This is a genomic window from Flavobacterium sp. FlaQc-57 (assembly GCF_044007395.1).
GTDB lineage: Bacteria > Bacteroidota > Bacteroidia > Flavobacteriales > Flavobacteriaceae > Flavobacterium.
The window spans coordinates 699,026-715,068 of the sequence record NZ_JBIPDA010000002.1 but is presented as its reverse complement, the minus strand read 5'-3'; the positions used below and the strand labels follow the sequence as shown (position 1 = coordinate 715,068).

12 protein-coding genes are annotated in these 16,043 nt (G+C 33.7%); 7 read left to right on the top strand and 5 right to left on the bottom strand.

Features of this window, described 5'->3' with window-relative positions:
- Nucleotides 1-50 precede the first annotated feature (50 nt).
- Nucleotides 51-824 carry a Bax inhibitor-1/YccA family protein gene (locus ACHRVZ_RS09070; RefSeq protein ID WP_395422008.1) on the top strand — a complete coding sequence of 258 codons (774 nt, stop codon included), beginning with the start codon at nt 51-53 and terminating at the stop codon, nt 822-824.
- Between the two features lie 576 nt (nt 825-1,400).
- Entirely contained in the window at nt 1,401-3,953 is a 2,553-nt protein-coding gene (locus tag ACHRVZ_RS09065) for a T9SS type A sorting domain-containing protein (protein WP_395422007.1), read from the top strand.
- Nucleotides 3,954-4,022: 69 nt separating this feature from the next.
- Here the strand turns inward: ACHRVZ_RS09065 and ACHRVZ_RS09060 are convergent, their stop codons facing one another.
- Entirely contained in the window at nt 4,023-5,576 is a 1,554-nt protein-coding gene (locus ACHRVZ_RS09060) for an aldehyde dehydrogenase family protein (protein ID WP_395422006.1), read from the bottom strand.
- Between the two features lie 181 nt (nt 5,577-5,757).
- On the opposite strand from ACHRVZ_RS09060, the gene ACHRVZ_RS09055 reads away from it, so the two are divergent.
- Nucleotides 5,758-6,717 (top strand): MBL fold metallo-hydrolase, encoded by a 960-nt coding sequence (locus ACHRVZ_RS09055; RefSeq protein ID WP_395422005.1) that lies wholly within the window; start codon nt 5,758-5,760, stop codon nt 6,715-6,717.
- Between the two features lie 89 nt (nt 6,718-6,806).
- On the opposite strand, the gene ACHRVZ_RS09050 is transcribed toward ACHRVZ_RS09055, so the two are convergent.
- The 3 genes from ACHRVZ_RS09050 to ACHRVZ_RS09040 form a co-directional block, all read right to left on the bottom strand.
- Nucleotides 6,807-7,085, bottom strand: coding sequence for a hypothetical protein (locus ACHRVZ_RS09050; RefSeq protein WP_395422004.1), 279 nt, complete (start codon nt 7,083-7,085; stop codon nt 6,807-6,809).
- A 123-nt stretch (nt 7,086-7,208) separates the two neighbouring features.
- Nucleotides 7,209-7,748 (bottom strand): 3-hydroxyanthranilate 3,4-dioxygenase, encoded by a 540-nt coding sequence (locus ACHRVZ_RS09045; protein WP_395422003.1) that lies wholly within the window; start codon nt 7,746-7,748, stop codon nt 7,209-7,211.
- A 151-nt stretch (nt 7,749-7,899) separates the two neighbouring features.
- Complete coding sequence (locus tag ACHRVZ_RS09040) at nt 7,900-9,018, bottom strand: endonuclease/exonuclease/phosphatase family protein (RefSeq protein WP_395422002.1); 1,119 nt, start codon at nt 9,016-9,018, stop codon at nt 7,900-7,902.
- Between the two features lie 136 nt (nt 9,019-9,154).
- Here ACHRVZ_RS09040 and ACHRVZ_RS09035 point away from each other — a divergent pair, with 136 nt between their 5' ends.
- The 4 genes from ACHRVZ_RS09035 to ACHRVZ_RS09020 all read left to right on the top strand — a co-directional run bounded on the left by ACHRVZ_RS09035 (nt 9,155) and on the right by ACHRVZ_RS09020 (nt 12,601).
- Nucleotides 9,155-10,228: a serine hydrolase domain-containing protein gene (locus ACHRVZ_RS09035; protein ID WP_395422001.1), complete on the top strand. Its 1,074-nt coding sequence runs from the start codon at nt 9,155-9,157 to the stop codon at nt 10,226-10,228.
- Nucleotides 10,229-10,390: 162 nt separating this feature from the next.
- Entirely contained in the window at nt 10,391-11,290 is a 900-nt protein-coding gene (locus ACHRVZ_RS09030; RefSeq protein ID WP_395422506.1) for an LD-carboxypeptidase, read from the top strand.
- 163 nt (nt 11,291-11,453) lie between these two features.
- Nucleotides 11,454-11,825, top strand: a complete 372-nt coding sequence (locus ACHRVZ_RS09025) for a YraN family protein (RefSeq protein WP_395422000.1) — start codon at nt 11,454-11,456, stop codon at nt 11,823-11,825.
- 119 nt (nt 11,826-11,944) lie between these two features.
- The gene (locus ACHRVZ_RS09020) at nt 11,945-12,601 is read left to right on the top strand and encodes an aspartate kinase (protein WP_089477609.1); all 657 of its coding nucleotides are present in this window, start codon (nt 11,945-11,947) and stop codon (nt 12,599-12,601) included.
- A 76-nt stretch (nt 12,602-12,677) separates the two neighbouring features.
- Here the strand turns inward: ACHRVZ_RS09020 and mfd are convergent, their stop codons facing one another.
- On the bottom strand, nt 12,678-16,043 hold the full coding sequence (mfd, locus tag ACHRVZ_RS09015) for a transcription-repair coupling factor (RefSeq protein WP_395421999.1): 3,366 nt from the start codon (nt 16,041-16,043) through the stop codon (nt 12,678-12,680).

Sequence of the window (16,043 nt, the reverse complement as noted above, 5' to 3'; positions counted from 1 at the left end):
ATATAACAAAATATCGATTATATTTGATGAGTTTTAAAACCTATTACATTATGAACTTTAATTCGAAAAATCCGTTTTTAAGCAACAAGCGTTTTTCATCAAATGCTGTTTCAAAAGCAGAAGAAGTACATCACGCACAAATTATTGATTACAATCAAGAAATGACATTGTCGGGTACAATTAATAAAACAGCAATTTTGTTTTTAATTTTATGTGGATCTGCAATGGTAACATGGTGGATGGCATTTAACGGAATGAATGCAATCTTACCTGCAATGGGTGGTGCAATTGTTGGGCTTATCTTAGTTATAATTTCAGCTTTCAAACCACAATACTCTCCTTACTTAGCACCAGGTTATGCATTATTTGAAGGATTATTTATTGGAGGAATTTCTGCGATTTTTGAAGCTATGTATCCCGGAATCGTTATCAATGCGGTTGGTGCAACTTTGGTTACTTTTTTAGTTTGTTTAGGTTTATATAAATTTAAAATTGTAAAAGTTACCGAGCAATTCAAATCTATAGTTATTGCAGCTACTTTAGCAGTCGCTACTTACTATTTGTTTTCTTGGTTAGCATCATTAATTTTTAATTTTACTCCGGTACATTATGGAAATGGAATGATGAGTATAGGAATTAGCGTTTTTGTAATCATTATTGCTGCATTAAATTTATTTTTAGATTTCGACCAAATTGAAAAAGGTGTTCAGGAAAGAATGCCAAAATTTATGGAATGGTATGGTGCAATGGGATTAATGATCACATTAGTTTGGCTGTACATTGAATTTATAAGATTATTATCAAAATTAGCAAACAATAAATAATTTTTTGCACACAGATACAGAAAGCCTTTTTGAAATTCAAAAAGGCTTTTTTTTTGACATTTTTTTAAGCGGGAACAAAGTAAAACTCTTTTATAAAAAACTAATTCTCTATTTTAAGGGCTTTCCTATTAACCTGATTACTCTACAAAAATTTCTTCCCAATCGATTATTTAATATCGAAAAGAGCATCTCCTATAACTTTTTTAGCTAAAAAAATTAGTTTCAGTATACTTTATACTAGTAATTAACAATGCTTTTCTTAATACAAAGCGAATTCCATCTGTAATAAAACTAAAATATATTGTCGTTTTATTTTACAAAAAAACAAATAAAAACCATCAAAAAATCTGCTAAGTCTTAATTCTAGGAATATGTAATAAATTACATTTTATGCAATTTATTACATATTCCTTAATTATTTATTATTTTTTTTACATGATACATTTTTTATATCAAAAATAATAATAATTCAAAAAATAAGCATATTTTTGTGTAATCGATTACAATTTTAAAATAACCACTACTAAAATTGAGATCACAAAAAACCACAAACTAAACAACCTTAAAACACCACTTATGAAAACAAAACTACTTTATCTGATTTTACTGTTGGCCTCCGTGCACCTATCGGCCCAACAAGTGACCATAACCGAATCCTCAGGATGGCTTGAATCTGCTTTTGTAAAATGGACACCTCTTGTAGGAGCCAATAGCTACAATGTTTACTACACTGGAGGAGGCCAAACCAATAAAAAAATTGACAATGAACTTATACGCAGCTATGGCTCCTATTTTCGTGCTGATATTCCTGGTCTTGCTGCCGGAAACTATACTATTACTGTCAAACCCGTTACCGCATCAGTAGAAGGCGCAGCAACTACAACTTCAAACCTAGCTGTATTAGCTCAAGATCGTACTGGTTTTGCTTTTGATGGAGGCCGTTTACCCGGGGCATATAATGCAGATGGAACTCCAAAATCTGGAGCTGTAATACTCTATATCACACAAAACACGAAAAACACTATTTCGATGAATATCACCGGAGCCAGTGCAAATCCATGTGTTGGCTTACAAAACATTCTATACGGTATAAAAAAGGGAAAAGACACCCGTCCTTTTATCATTCGCTTGATTGGGAATATTACCGACATGACAGTAATGGAGGGCGGCGACATCACAATTGAAAATGCCAATAATGCAAATAGTTATCTAACAATAGAAGGTGTTGGTAACGATGCCGTTGTAAATGGTATGGGAATACGTCTTAAATCGGCATCTAATATTGAAGTGAACAATCTTGGATTTATGAACTGCAATAGTACAGCGGGAGACAATGTAGGCTTACAAGATAAAAATGATCACGTTTGGGTTCACAATTGCGATTTATTCTACGGAAATGCAGGTTCAGATGCAGATCAAATAAAAGGAGATGGAGCTATGGATAATAAAGGTTCTACTTATATAACATTCTCCTATAACCATTTTTGGGATAGCGGAAAATCAAGTCTGTTAGGATTGAGCGAGGACACTACAACAGGCTTATACATAACTTATCACCATAACTGGTTTGACCACTCAGATTCTCGTCATCCACGTGTACGTTTTTATTCAGCTCATATTTACAACAACTATTTTGATGGAAATTCAAAATATGGATCAGGAGCCACTCTAGGATCATCATTATTTGTAGAAAGTAATTATTATCGTAATAGTAAACATCCCATGATGATCTCTTTGCAAGGCACAGATGTTTGGGATGAGGCCAATCAGAAAAACAATCCTGGTACTTTAGGTACTTTTTCAGGTGAAGCCGGCGGATCTATTAAAGCCTTCAACAACACTTTTGATGCTGATATCGCGACAAACAACATGCGTTTTGTGGCTTACGGCGATACAAATCCATTATACAATGTATCGGGAAAAATTAACTCAACTACAGATTTTGATGCATATGTTGTAACAAATCGTGGAGATCAGGTCCCAGCAACAGTAAAATCATTTTCAGGAGCCAGCACTTACAACAATTTCGATACTAATGCATCTTTATATGTGAAAAATTTAGTCGTTGAACAACCTGCAGCTGCTAAAGCTAAAGTAATTCAATATGCCGGTCGTATTTCTGGTGGTGATTTAAAATGGACATTTAACAACGCTGTAGACGATGCATCTGCACTTGTCATTACAGCACTAAAAAATGCACTTACTAACTACACCTCTACATTAGTAGCTGTGCAAGGCGAAACTGCTGTTGTTGTAAGCAGTCAAACACTTTCTACAGACACTGACAACAATCAGACAGTGAGTACTAATACAGCAATAGAGCCTATGATTTTTACATGGGGTGGCGATGCAACAGATGCAACAGTAACAGGATTACCAGCAAACGGAATAATTTTTACAAAAAATATACCAAGCAAAACAATTACAATTTCAGGAACCCCAACCGCAAATGTATCCTATTCGATTGCTACAAGTGGCGCCACAGGAACACCTGCAACTGCAACAGGAACCGTAACGCTTGAAGGTGCTGTAACAACTCCTCCTGGTGATCAAATACACAACTTTACTGCCTCAGGAAAAGACAATACTTTTTACACCATTACAGGAAATCTTGCCACAAACAAAGGGACTGTCACTTATAATGATCTAACATTAACACAATGTCTAAAAATGGAAACCGCTACTACTGTGACATACACAACAACTCAATCAAGCACACTAACTCTTGTATTTGCAGAAGCAGCCGGTACGGCAAAAATTGACGGCACAAACTATACTGCCACTGCGGGAATTATTACCGTTACTCTGGGCGCAGGCAATCATACTATTGCAAAAAAAGATACTGCAAATTTATTCTATATGAAAACTGTTTACAGTGGTAATCTAGGTTTAGATACAAAATTTGCAGCAAGAAGTTTAGCAATCTACCCAAATCCAGTTTCAAATCAATTGTTTGTCTCTGCTGAGAATATTCAAAAAATAGAAGTCTATAATATGCTAGGTTCTTTAGTAAAAACAGCAATAAAAGATACTGAGTCTATTGATTTAACCAATCTAACAACTGGTAATTATCTAGTTAAAATAACAACTGACCAAGGTTCAGTAACAAAAAAAATAATAAAAAAATAACAATCCAAAACAAAAATAAAGGGCTTCTAAAAATGGAAGCCCTTTATTTTTTATCCTAAATCCTTAAAACTATAAATCAAACTTAATTCCTTGTGCCAAAGGCAAACTTGTTGTATAATTGATTGTATTGGTTTGTCGGCGCATATAAATTTTCCAAGCATCAGAACCAGATTCTCTTCCGCCACCTGTTTCTTTTTCTCCACCAAAAGCACCACCAATTTCTGCACCCGAAGTTCCAATGTTTACATTTGCGATTCCGCAATCAGAACCAACTACAGATAAAAATCTTTCGGCTTCGCGTAAATTATTTGTCATAATAGCTGATGACAATCCTTGACCTACTCCATTTTGAATTTCGATTGCATTATCTACTTCGCCCGAATATTTAACTAGATACAAAACCGGAGCAAATGTTTCATGCTGCACAATGGCGAATGAATTTTGAGCTTCAGCAATTGCAGGTTTAACATAACAGCCACTCTCATAACCATCTCCAGAAAGCACTCCGCCTTCAACCAAAATTTTTCCACCTTCAGCAACAACTTTATTCAAAGCAACTGCATACATTTCTACAGCATGTGTATCGATTAATGGTCCAACGTGATTATTTTCGTCAAGCGGATTTCCAATTCTCAATTGCTTGTATGCCGCAACCAAAGCATCTTTTACTTTATCGTAAATACTTTCGTGAATAATTAAACGACGAGTTGATGTACAGCGCTGTCCAGCAGTTCCGACAGCGCCAAAAACAGCACCAATAACCGTCATTTTAATATCAGCATCCGGAGTCACAATAATAGCATTATTTCCACCTAACTCTAACAATGATTTCCCTAAACGTCCTGCAACAGTTTGAGCTACAATTTTTCCCATTCGAGTTGAACCTGTAGCTGAAACTAAGGGAATTCGAGTATCAGCTGTCATTAATTCGCCTATTTTATAATCGCCATTAATTAGACATGAAATACCTTCGGGTAAATTATTTTCTTTAATAACTTGTGCAATAATATTTTGACATGCAATTCCGCATAGGGGTGTTTTTTCAGATGGTTTCCAAACGCAAACGTCTCCAGAGATCCAGGCTAAAGCTGTGTTCCAAGACCAAACAGCGACCGGAAAGTTAAATGCAGAAATGATTCCAACAACTCCCAATGAATGATATTGCTCATACATACGGTGCCCAGGTCTTTCAGAATGCATTGTCAATCCATGCAATTGACGAGATAAACCAACCGCAAAATCACAGATATCGATCATTTCCTGAACTTCACCGTAACCTTCTTGCAAAGATTTCCCCATTTCATAAGAAACCAGTTTACCAAGAGCTTCTTTATTTTCGCGCAACTTTTGCCCAAACTGACGAACGATTTCTCCACGTTGCGGCGCAGGAATTAAACGAAATGTTTTGAAAGCCTCTGTTGCCGCTTGCATAACTTTCTCATAATCCTGAGGCGTTGACATTTTAACCGAAGCAATTAATTTTCCGTCAACTGGTGAGTAACTTTCTAAAATTTCTCCAGAAGAAAAATTCTGTAAACCTGTTGATGTTCCTTCATTTATCGTTTTGATGCCCAATTTTTCCAGAGCCTCATTCATTCCAAATTGCGATGCTATTGTTGTCATTGTAACTTTTTTAGTTAAAATTGTTGTGTTTTTATGTAAAGATATTATTTCGAGTTGAATTTAGATCGTCTTTTGTTATTAAAAACAAAGTAAATTTAGGGTTATTTAATATGAATTTCTCAAAAACACACCAATTTATTCACGCCAATTCAGGAACTTTGCATTTACAAAATCATATAATATGTCGTTTTTCAATCGTCTTTTAGTTTGCTTCGTTTTACTTTCTTTTAATGCTTTTTCGCAAAAAGTACAAAAAGCTTCTTTTCAGGTTGTTCCTTTAGGGATAAAAGGCGGAATTGACGAAAAAAATCTTTCGGCATATATGGTAGCTCCAACAAATACAAATGATTTTATTTGTATGGATGCCGGAACAATAAATGCAGGAATAGAAAAAGCAATAGAGAATAAAGTCTTTAAGGTTTCGACAAGTGAAGTTTTACGAAAATACATTAAAGGATATTTTATTTCGCACGCGCACTTAGATCACGTTTCGGGATTGATTATAAATTCGCCAGCTGATTCCTCAAAAACAGTTTATGCAACTGAAAAATGTATGGAAATGATGGAAAATCATTATTTCAATGACCAAACCTGGGCGAATTTTGGTGATAAAGGGCCTGGAAAGCCATTAAATAAATATCATTTTCAAACTTTAAATATCGCGCAAGAAACTCCAATTACCAATACTACAATGACAGTAAAAGCGTTTCCTTTAAGTCATGTGAATCCGTTTGAAAGCACAGCGTTTTTAATTAAAAATGGAGATTCTTATGTTTTATATTTAGGAGATACTGGCCCTGATACGGTAGAAAAAAGCAATAAATTAAATGAATTATGGACTGCAGTTGCTCCTCTTATTAAAAGCAAACAATTAAAAGGAATCTTTATTGAAGTTTCATTTCCAAATGAACAGCCAGATCAATTTTTATTCGGTCATTTAACTCCGAATTATTTAATGAAAGAGCTTCATACGTTAGAAGAATTAGCAGGAAAAGGATCCTTAAAGGATTTCAATATTATTGTTACCCATTTAAAACCACCAACAAAAAACATTCTAAAACTTAAAGAACAATTACAAAATCAAAATGATTTAAGTTTGAAGATTATTTATCCTGAACAGGGAAAGAGATTTGAGTTGTAGCTTTTTAAACTGCATTTATACGATTTCAAATGCGAAACCCGACAGGTTTTAATACTAGAAATAAGTTTATTCCATACATCTGAAATTTTCTATTTCTTAATACCTCTATTTTCTTGTTCGATCTCTATATTTTCTTTTTGATAAATTCCCCAAACGCAATTAGAAAATTCTCCTGCAGCAAATAAAATATCAGAATTGTCTTTCTGAATCTTGAATACCTCAAAGATAAAATCTTGGCTATATAATGGATCTTTTATTTTTATTTTTTCATCTGTCCTTTCCCAATTAAAATCCCAAATATTTATTCCATCTATTTCATATTTTTCACCATCAAAAATGGTTTTCTTATGTATCCATAAATCTCGCATTAAAAAAATAGTTTTTGTTCTTATGAAAATGATTGCCTAGCCCTGATAGAAGTGAAAATCCTTTTGTGCCGGGGTTCGGCACAAAAGATTGAAACGTATAGCGGGAAATAGCTCCTAATTAAACTATTTCTTCATCACAAATCTAGGATCAGATTCCATTACGGTTCCGCAATTATCACAAGTTCTCAATTCCTCTGAATTGTAAAAATGTTCGAAATGTGGCAGGAAGTCTTTTTCGATATTATGAAGTTCAAAAAATACTTCGTACAATTTATGATTGCAATTATCGCAATGCCAAAGCAATCCGTCCTTGTAACCTTTTCCTGCACGTTTGCGTTCGATTACCAATCCTATTGAACCTGCAGAACGAACTGGAGAATGTGGAATTTTTGCAGGATGAAGATACATATCTCCGGCGTTTAACTCCATTTCTTTTCGTTCGCCATCTTCTTGAATTATCACTTTTATACTGCCTTCAAGCTGATAAAATAACTCTTCGGTTTCATTATAATGATAATCTTTACGAGCATTTGGTCCCGCAACAATCATTACAATATAATCGCCAGAATCAACATAAAGATTTTTGTTTCCAACTGGTGGTTTAAGTAAGTGACGGTTCTCGTCGATCCATTTAGTAAGGTTGAAAGGTTTTGCTATTGCCATTTTTAAAGTACTGAGTTTGTAAGTAGCTAAGTTAATGAAAAGTTTTCAGTCGTAAAACTTAGTATTCAGTCGCAGTAGCAGTTTTCAGGAAGTTGAGACTGAATACTGAGACTTAAAAATGAGACTTAAAACTGTGACTGAATACTTAAAACTATTTCATTTCTCTAAGCAGATAAACATAAACCGGAAAGTGATCACTAAAACCTACTTCGGTTTGACTATGTCGTAGCGGATATCCTTTATATTGTCCTGAAGTTTGCACCAAATACGGTCTGTTGAAAATTCCTGCTTTCCAAAACTTAAAATTTGAATAATCGGGTTTTATAAGAGACTCTGTTATTATAATTTGATCAAAAATATCCCACGAATCACGAAATGCAATTGTTCCCATTCCTTTATTCATCATTTCTTCAAAAGGATTATAAATACCAAACTCTGGAACTTCGGCTTTTTTTGCCTTTGCTCCTAATGCTACTTTTATACTTTTATTATAAGGTCCGTCATTAAAATCTCCCATTGTAAACACTTTTGCATTTGGATTAATTTGCTGCAATGAATCAATAATTCTCCTATTTAATTGACCTGCAGCTTCACGGAATTGACTACTGGCCTTCTCGCCTCCTGATCGCGACGGCCAGTGATTCACAATAATACTGATTTCCTCATCTTCTAAAAAACCTGTGATTAAAAGCTGGTCTCTTGTAAAAACTCGATTTCTGTCTATTGTCAGTTCCCTTTTACCTTCATTATCATCGTCGATTTCTTCTTTATTATTTTCTTTATTATCTTGTTTTGTAACAGCTTTATTTTTGTAAATCAACAAAGGAATATTAGAAAAAGAAGTGGGTCTAAAATATTTTTTCTGATAAAGTAAAGCAACATCAATTCCGCGTTTATCCGGCGAATCAAAATGTATAATTCCGTAATCATGATTTACTAATTGTGGCTCTTTAATTAAATCTTCCAGAACACCACGATTCTCAACTTCAGAACCTCCAATAATTGTGGGTGCGTTTGAGTTTTCGGGTGTTCCTATTTCAGAAATAACCCGGGCAAGATTTTTTAATTTCTGTCTGTATTTCTCTTCTGTCCAATGCTGGGCTCCGGTTGGTGTCCATTCATCGTCATTTGTATTCATGTCATTTGTAGTATCAAAAAGATTTTCGAAATTATAAAATGCAACCGTATGAATAATATACTTTTTTGATTGCGCTTGAATCGAAAATGAAAAAAGAATTGCGAAATAGAATTGAAAAAGAACCAATTTCATAAATTAATATTTTGAAGAATCCAATGTATACAAAATAATCAAATTGTAAGAAAAATCTAATGTTTATTTTATACCGTTTATTTGTTTATCCTAAAATCTCTTGTAACTTGCTCTCTTAATTTATTACTTATCAAAAATGAAAAAACTACGTTTTGCTCTTGTATTATCTTTTTTATTCAATATTTCTCACGGGCAAAAAAACATTTCATTTTCTGATAGCATCAGAATCAAACATCAGATTCCCGAACTGGCTTATGCTGTAGTTTCTGCAGACTCTATTTTAGAAATTCAAGCATTGGGTTATCAACGTATCGACTCAAAATATAAAGCAACAATTGATGATAAATTCCGCTTAGGATCAATAACTAAAACAATTACAAGTTATATTGCAGCGGTTTTAGTTAAAGAAGGAAAAATAAAATGGGGCACCAAATTTTTCGATTTATATCCAGAATTAAAGGCACAGAGTAATCCTGTAACTTACAATTTTACATTACAGGATTTTATAACTTTTCGCGCCAACATAGATACTTGGTCTTATGGAAATGAAACTCCAACTCAAAAGGAGATTAAAGGTAATAATCAGCAACAGCGTTACGAATTTATTTCCTGGTTCCTAAAACAAAATCCTGTTACAGAAACACAACCTATATATTGGTCCAACCCGAGTTATGTTGCAGCGGGACTTATGCTCGAAAAAGCATCCGGCAAAAGCTATGAAACTTTGGTAAAAGAATTAGGAAAGAGTTTAAACATCGATTTTGAATTTGGACAGCCTAATTTCAAAGATCAGTATCAGCCTTGGGGACATGATGAAGATTTAAAACCTGAAAAGCCTTCCTCAAATTACAAACTTAATTGGCTTTCTTCGGCAGGAAATATAAATATTAGTTTGCCTGGTTATTGTAAATTTATGCAAATGCAGCTTCAAGGTTTAGAAGGAAAATCAAAATTGTTCACCAAAGAGGAATTTAATTATATGCATTTTGGTTTACCTGAATTTTCTTTTGGATGGAATTCTGAAATTAAGGAATCAAATCAATTACTTTATTCATTTCATAATGGAAATCCGGGAACTTTTTTAACCAAAGTGTATATTTGTAAATCCATAAATAAAGCTTTTATTGTTTTTGCTAATGTACAATCAGAAGAAGCCGATAAAGGATTAATTTTAATTCTGGAAAATTTACAAAATAAATATGGCGGTTAATAATTGAATCGAAACCTCATCTAAAAAATAATTTATAATTTTAAGCAAAAAGAAACTATGATCACGAAACACTTTCAGCACTTCAAGAAACGCATTGCTTTTGGTAAATTCGTATTTCTTATTTTTGCCTTACAATCATTCACCTGTCAATCTCAACAAAACATGATAACACCACCTTATTTACAAAAAGGAGATACTGTAGCCATTTTGGCAACAGCCAGAAAAAATATCGATGACAACTTAAAACCTACAATAGATTTATTGCACAGTTGGGGATTAGAAGCTGTTGTTGGAACTACAATTGGACTTGACTATAACCAACTTGCCGGGACTGATGAACAACGCGCCGCAGATTTTCAGCACCAATTAGACAATCCGAATATTAAAGCAATTTGGTGTGTTCGCGGCGGTTATGGAACTGTAAGAATGATTGATTTACTTGATTTTACTAAATTCAAGCAGCATCCAAAATGGATTATTGGTTTTAGTGATGTTACAGTTTTGCACAATCATTTAAACACAATGGGATATAAATCTATACACGGTATTATGCCAGTTACTGTTGCACGTGCTACTCCTGCAGCCGTTAGTTCAATGAAATCGAGTTTGTTTGGAGAACCATTATCTTATTCTATTGCTCCTGATAAAATGAATCGTCTTGGAAAAGCTACTGGTGAATTGGTTGGAGGGAATTTATCCATTTTATACAGCTTGTTAGGTTCTCCATCTGCAATAGATTGCAAGGATAAAATTTTGTTTATCGAAGATTTGGATGAATATTTATATCATATTGATCGCATGATGATCAATTTAAGACGCAATGGCTGCATTGAAAACTTAAAAGGAATCATAGTTGGCGGTATGACCAAAATGAAAGACAATGAAGTTCCGTGGGGTAAAAATGCTGTCGAAATTGTAGATGATGTAACCAAAAAATATAATATCCCCGTAATATTCAATTTTCCTGCAGGACATATTCAGGACAATCGTGCTTTAATTATGGGAAATACCATTTCTATTGATGTAAATGCATCAGGAAGTACTGTTACTTTTCAAAAATAAAATTATCTCAGAGTTCCTTAAAATACGGAATTTTAAATACCACATATTATAATCTCGCAAAGACGCGAAGTCGCAAGGAAAGGAATCAAACTTTGCGACTTCGCGTCTTTGCGTGCAAATTGCTCGATAAAGCATGAAAAATTCATAACTCACAATTAAAAAAATGGCTGAACACAACGAACTCGGAAAAAAAGGAGAAGAACTAGCAGTACAATTTCTTAAGGAAAATGGATATGAAATTTTAGACCAAAACTGGACTTTTCAGAAGGCTGAAATAGATATTATTGCTCAAAAAGAATCCATTTTGGCCGTAATTGAAGTTAAAACGCGCTCGAGTTTAGATTTTGGTTCTCCACAGGATTTTGTTAAGCCAAAAAAAATTCAGCTTTTGATAAAAGCAGTAAATGCCTACATAAACGATAGGGAAAAGGATTTTGGTAATGACTTAAATATTCGATTTGACATTATGGCTATTCATAAAAACGGTGAAACATTTGCAATTGAACATCTTACGGATGCTTTTTATCACTTTTAACATATTTTTTTATTGTTATAATTGTAACAAATTGTTTTTTAATTTATATTTGCAAAGATTTATAACATCAAATTAACTACGCAAACCAATTACGTTACAAAAAAAAAAGAAAAAAAACTATGAAAACCGTTTCTTCAATCGTCGAAAATTACATCAAAACAAAACCTTTTTTATTAAATGCGCTATCGCTTGGAATCATCAACCTGACGTCGCTTTCTCGGAATATTATGACCGAATTAGAGAGTGAATTTGGCAAAGAAGTGAAACAAGGTGCTGTAGTAATGTCACTTAAACGACTCACAGAAGAATTGGATTTTAAGTTAAATCATAAAATTAATAAAGTAATTAAAAACATTGGCGAGATCACAGTTCGCTCAGAATTGACAGATTACACTTTTGCTGCTTCAGAAACAGTTTTAAACAAACAAGCTGATTTAATTTCTGATATTAATGCCTTATCTGATATTTTTTATACTTCGTCTCGTGGTGTAAACGAAACTAATATTGTGGTAAGCAGCAGTGTAAATCATTTAGTTGAGAAACACTTTGTTCGCGAAAAACTAATTCAAAAATTAGACAATTTAGCTTCTATCACTGTAAAATTACCAAAAGAAAATATTGTAGTTCCAGGAATTTATTATTTCATTTTTCAGCGTTTGGCTTGGGAAGGAATTATTATTAATGAGGTAATTTCTACTTCAAATGAATTCACGATTTTAGTTGGAGAAGATCAGGTTGATGTTGCTTTTAAAGTAATTAAGGACTTGAAAAACTAATTATTGCATTAATTCTTTAAAATAAAAAAAGGCGTATAGAAAATTCTGTACGCCTTTTTTATATTCTTTTGAAATGTTACTCCCCCAACATCTCCATCAATTCCAAAGCTCTTTTCGTAGATTTTACATTCTCAAAAGTCAGTAAAAGACGTAAACCATTTGGAGTTTGCTTTTCTTTCATTGTGCAAAGATTACTGTGCGTCTGAACAAATTTTATCACTTTATGAAAACGCTTCGATTGGTAATAATCTGATTGTTGATCAGAAACGAAATAGCCAATCATTTTACCTTTTTTCATTACTAATTTCTCAATTCCAACAGCTGTTGCGATCCATTTAATACGAATACTATTCATTAATGCATTGGCACGTGGAGGCATTGGACCAAAACGGTCAATTAATTTGTTTTGGAAAACAATCAATTCTTCTTCATTTTTCACAGATCCCAATTCGTTGTATAAACTCAAACGTTCTGTAACATTATTGATATATTCATCCGAAAATAACAACTCAAAATCAGTGTCGATTTGAAGATCTTTTACGTATTCTTTCGTTTCAATATCGTTCTCTTCAGGATACAAATCTTTGAATTCGTTTTCTTTTAATTCTTCGATGGCTTCGTTCATGATTTTTTGGTAGGTATCAAAACCAATTTCATTGATGAAACCGCTTTGTTCACCACCCAATAAATCTCCCGCACCACGAATTTCAAGATCTTTCATCGCAATGTTGAAACCGCTTCCAAGTTCACTAAATTGTTCCAAAGCCTGAATACGTTTTCTGGCATCTTCGGTCATAGATGAATATGGCGGACAGATGAAATAACAAAATGCTTTTTTATTGCTTCGCCCTACTCGACCACGCATTTGGTGCAAATCTGATAATCCGAAATTATTCGCATTGTTGATAAAAATCGTGTTGGCATTTGGTACATCCAAACCACTTTCGATAATTGTTGTTGCTACAAGAACATCAAAATCTCCGTTCATGAAACCTAACATCAATTCCTCGAGTTTGGCACCTTCCATTTGTCCGTGACCAATTCCGACTCTGGCATTTGGAACCAAACGCTGAATCATTCCTGCCACTTCTTTTATATTCTCAATTCTATTATTGATAAAGAAAACCTGTCCGTTTCGCTGAATTTCATACGAAATTGCATCACGAATTACTTCTTCATTAAAACCAACCACATTCGTTTCGATCGGATAACGATTTGGCGGAGGCGTTGTAATTACCGATAAATCTCGAGCTGCCATTAACGAAAACTGAAGCGTTCTTGGGATTGGCGTCGCCGTTAATGTCAGCGTATCAACATTTGCCGCAATAGTTTTTAGTTTATCTTTTACGTTTACTCCAAACTTTTGTTCCTCATCGACAATCAATAATCCTAAATCTTTAAAAACTACATTTTTATTGACCAATTGATGTGTCCCAATAACAATATCAAGTTTTCCTTCGGCTAAATCTTTTAATGTCTGTGCTTTTTGTTTTGCGGTTCTAAATCGGTTTAAATAACCTATTGAAACCGGCATATCCTTCAAACGCTCAGAAAAAGTTCTATAATGTTGGTATGCCAAAATCGTGGTCGGAACCAAAACGGCAACTTGTTTACTATTATCAACAGCTTTAAAAGCCGCGCGAATTGCAACCTCTGTTTTTCCAAAACCAACATCACCACAAACCAAACGATCCATTGGGCGATCGCTTTCCATGTCGGCTTTTACTTCTTGCGTTGATTTGGTTTGATCCGGGGTATCTTCATAAATAAACGAACTTTCTAATTCGTTCTGTAAATAACTGTCCGGAGCAAACTGAAAACCTTTTTCTAAACGGCGTTTTGCATACAACTGAATTAAGTTGAAAGCAATATGTTTGACACGCGCTTTGGTTTTTTGTTTTAAAATCTTCCAGGCGTTCGATCCTAATTTATAAATCTTAGGCGGCGTTCCGTCTTTTCCATTGTATTTTGAAATTTTGTGAAGCGAATGTATGCTTACATAAACGATATCATTATCAGCATAAACCAATTTTATAGCTTCCTGCGTTTTGCCTTCGACCTGAATTTTCTGCAATCCGCCAAACTTGCCAATTCCGTGATCGATGTGTGTAACATAATCGCCAACAGAAAGCGAGGTCAATTCCTTAAGCGTAATATTCTGTTTTTTAGAATATCCGTTTTTAATATTGAATTTGTGATAACGCTCAAAAATCTGATGATCTGTATATGCCGTAATCTGATTTTCTTCGTCAATAAAACCTTGGTACAAAGGCAAAACAACGGTGTGATATTGCTTACGAATATTCTCTGAATTGGCTTCATCTAAAGTTTCAAAAATATCGTGAAAACGTTTTGCCTGAGCATCATTCGAACAGAACAGATAATTTTTATATCCGTTAAAATGATTATCACTCAGATTATTCAACAATAAATCAAATTGTTTATTGAAAGAGGGTTGAGGCTGAATATGAAAATCGAAATTCTTAGTTGTTTTAAAGATTGGTTTTGAAGCCAACTCTACAATCGAAAAATCTAATGCTCTTTTAATAAACGAAGCCTGATTTAAGAATAACTGTTCAGGTTCGGCATGTTTTATTTCTTTGGATAATTTTTCAAAAGCTTCTTCTGCCCTTGCAAATTGTTTGTCTAACTGACTAAAAAGTCCGTCGGTATTTTGGATAAAAAGAACTGTTTTCTCTGCAATATAATCTAAGAAACTTTCACGGTTTTCCTGAAATATCTTGTTTTCGACATTTGGTATAATCGTGATTTTTTTATGTGTTTCGACAGATAATTGCGTTTCAACATCAAAACTTCTGATACTGTCTACTTCGTTTCCAAAAAATTCAATTCTGTAAGGATGATCGTTTGAGAACGAAAACACATCGACAATTCCTCCACGAACAGAAAATTCTCCCGGTTCTGTAATAAAATCGACTCTTTTGAACTCATATTCAAACAAAACTTCGTTGATAAAATCTATTGAAATTTTATCGTTTAATGCAACTTTTAATGTGTTTTTATCTAACTGCTGACGCGTAACCACTTTCTCAAAAAGAGCTTCAGGATACGTAACAATTATGGCTGGTTTTTTACGAGAATTTATTCTGTTTAAAACCTCAGCACGAAGTAAAACATTCGCATTATCCGTTTCATCAACTTGATAGGGACGACGAAATGATGCAGGATAAAACAAAACATCTTGTTCACCGATCATTTGTTCAAGATCATTCAAATAATAAGCTGCTTCTTCTTTATTGTCTAAAACTACCAAAAAAGGAAGCTCAGATTTTTTAAAAACAGCACGAATTACAAATGAAACTGCTGATCCTAACAATCCGTTAAGATGCATTTTTATTTGATTCTGTTCTAGTAATTGTGTGGCAATCTGCTGATTTTTTGGCAGATTATCATACATTGTATATAAGGCGTTTTTACTCAA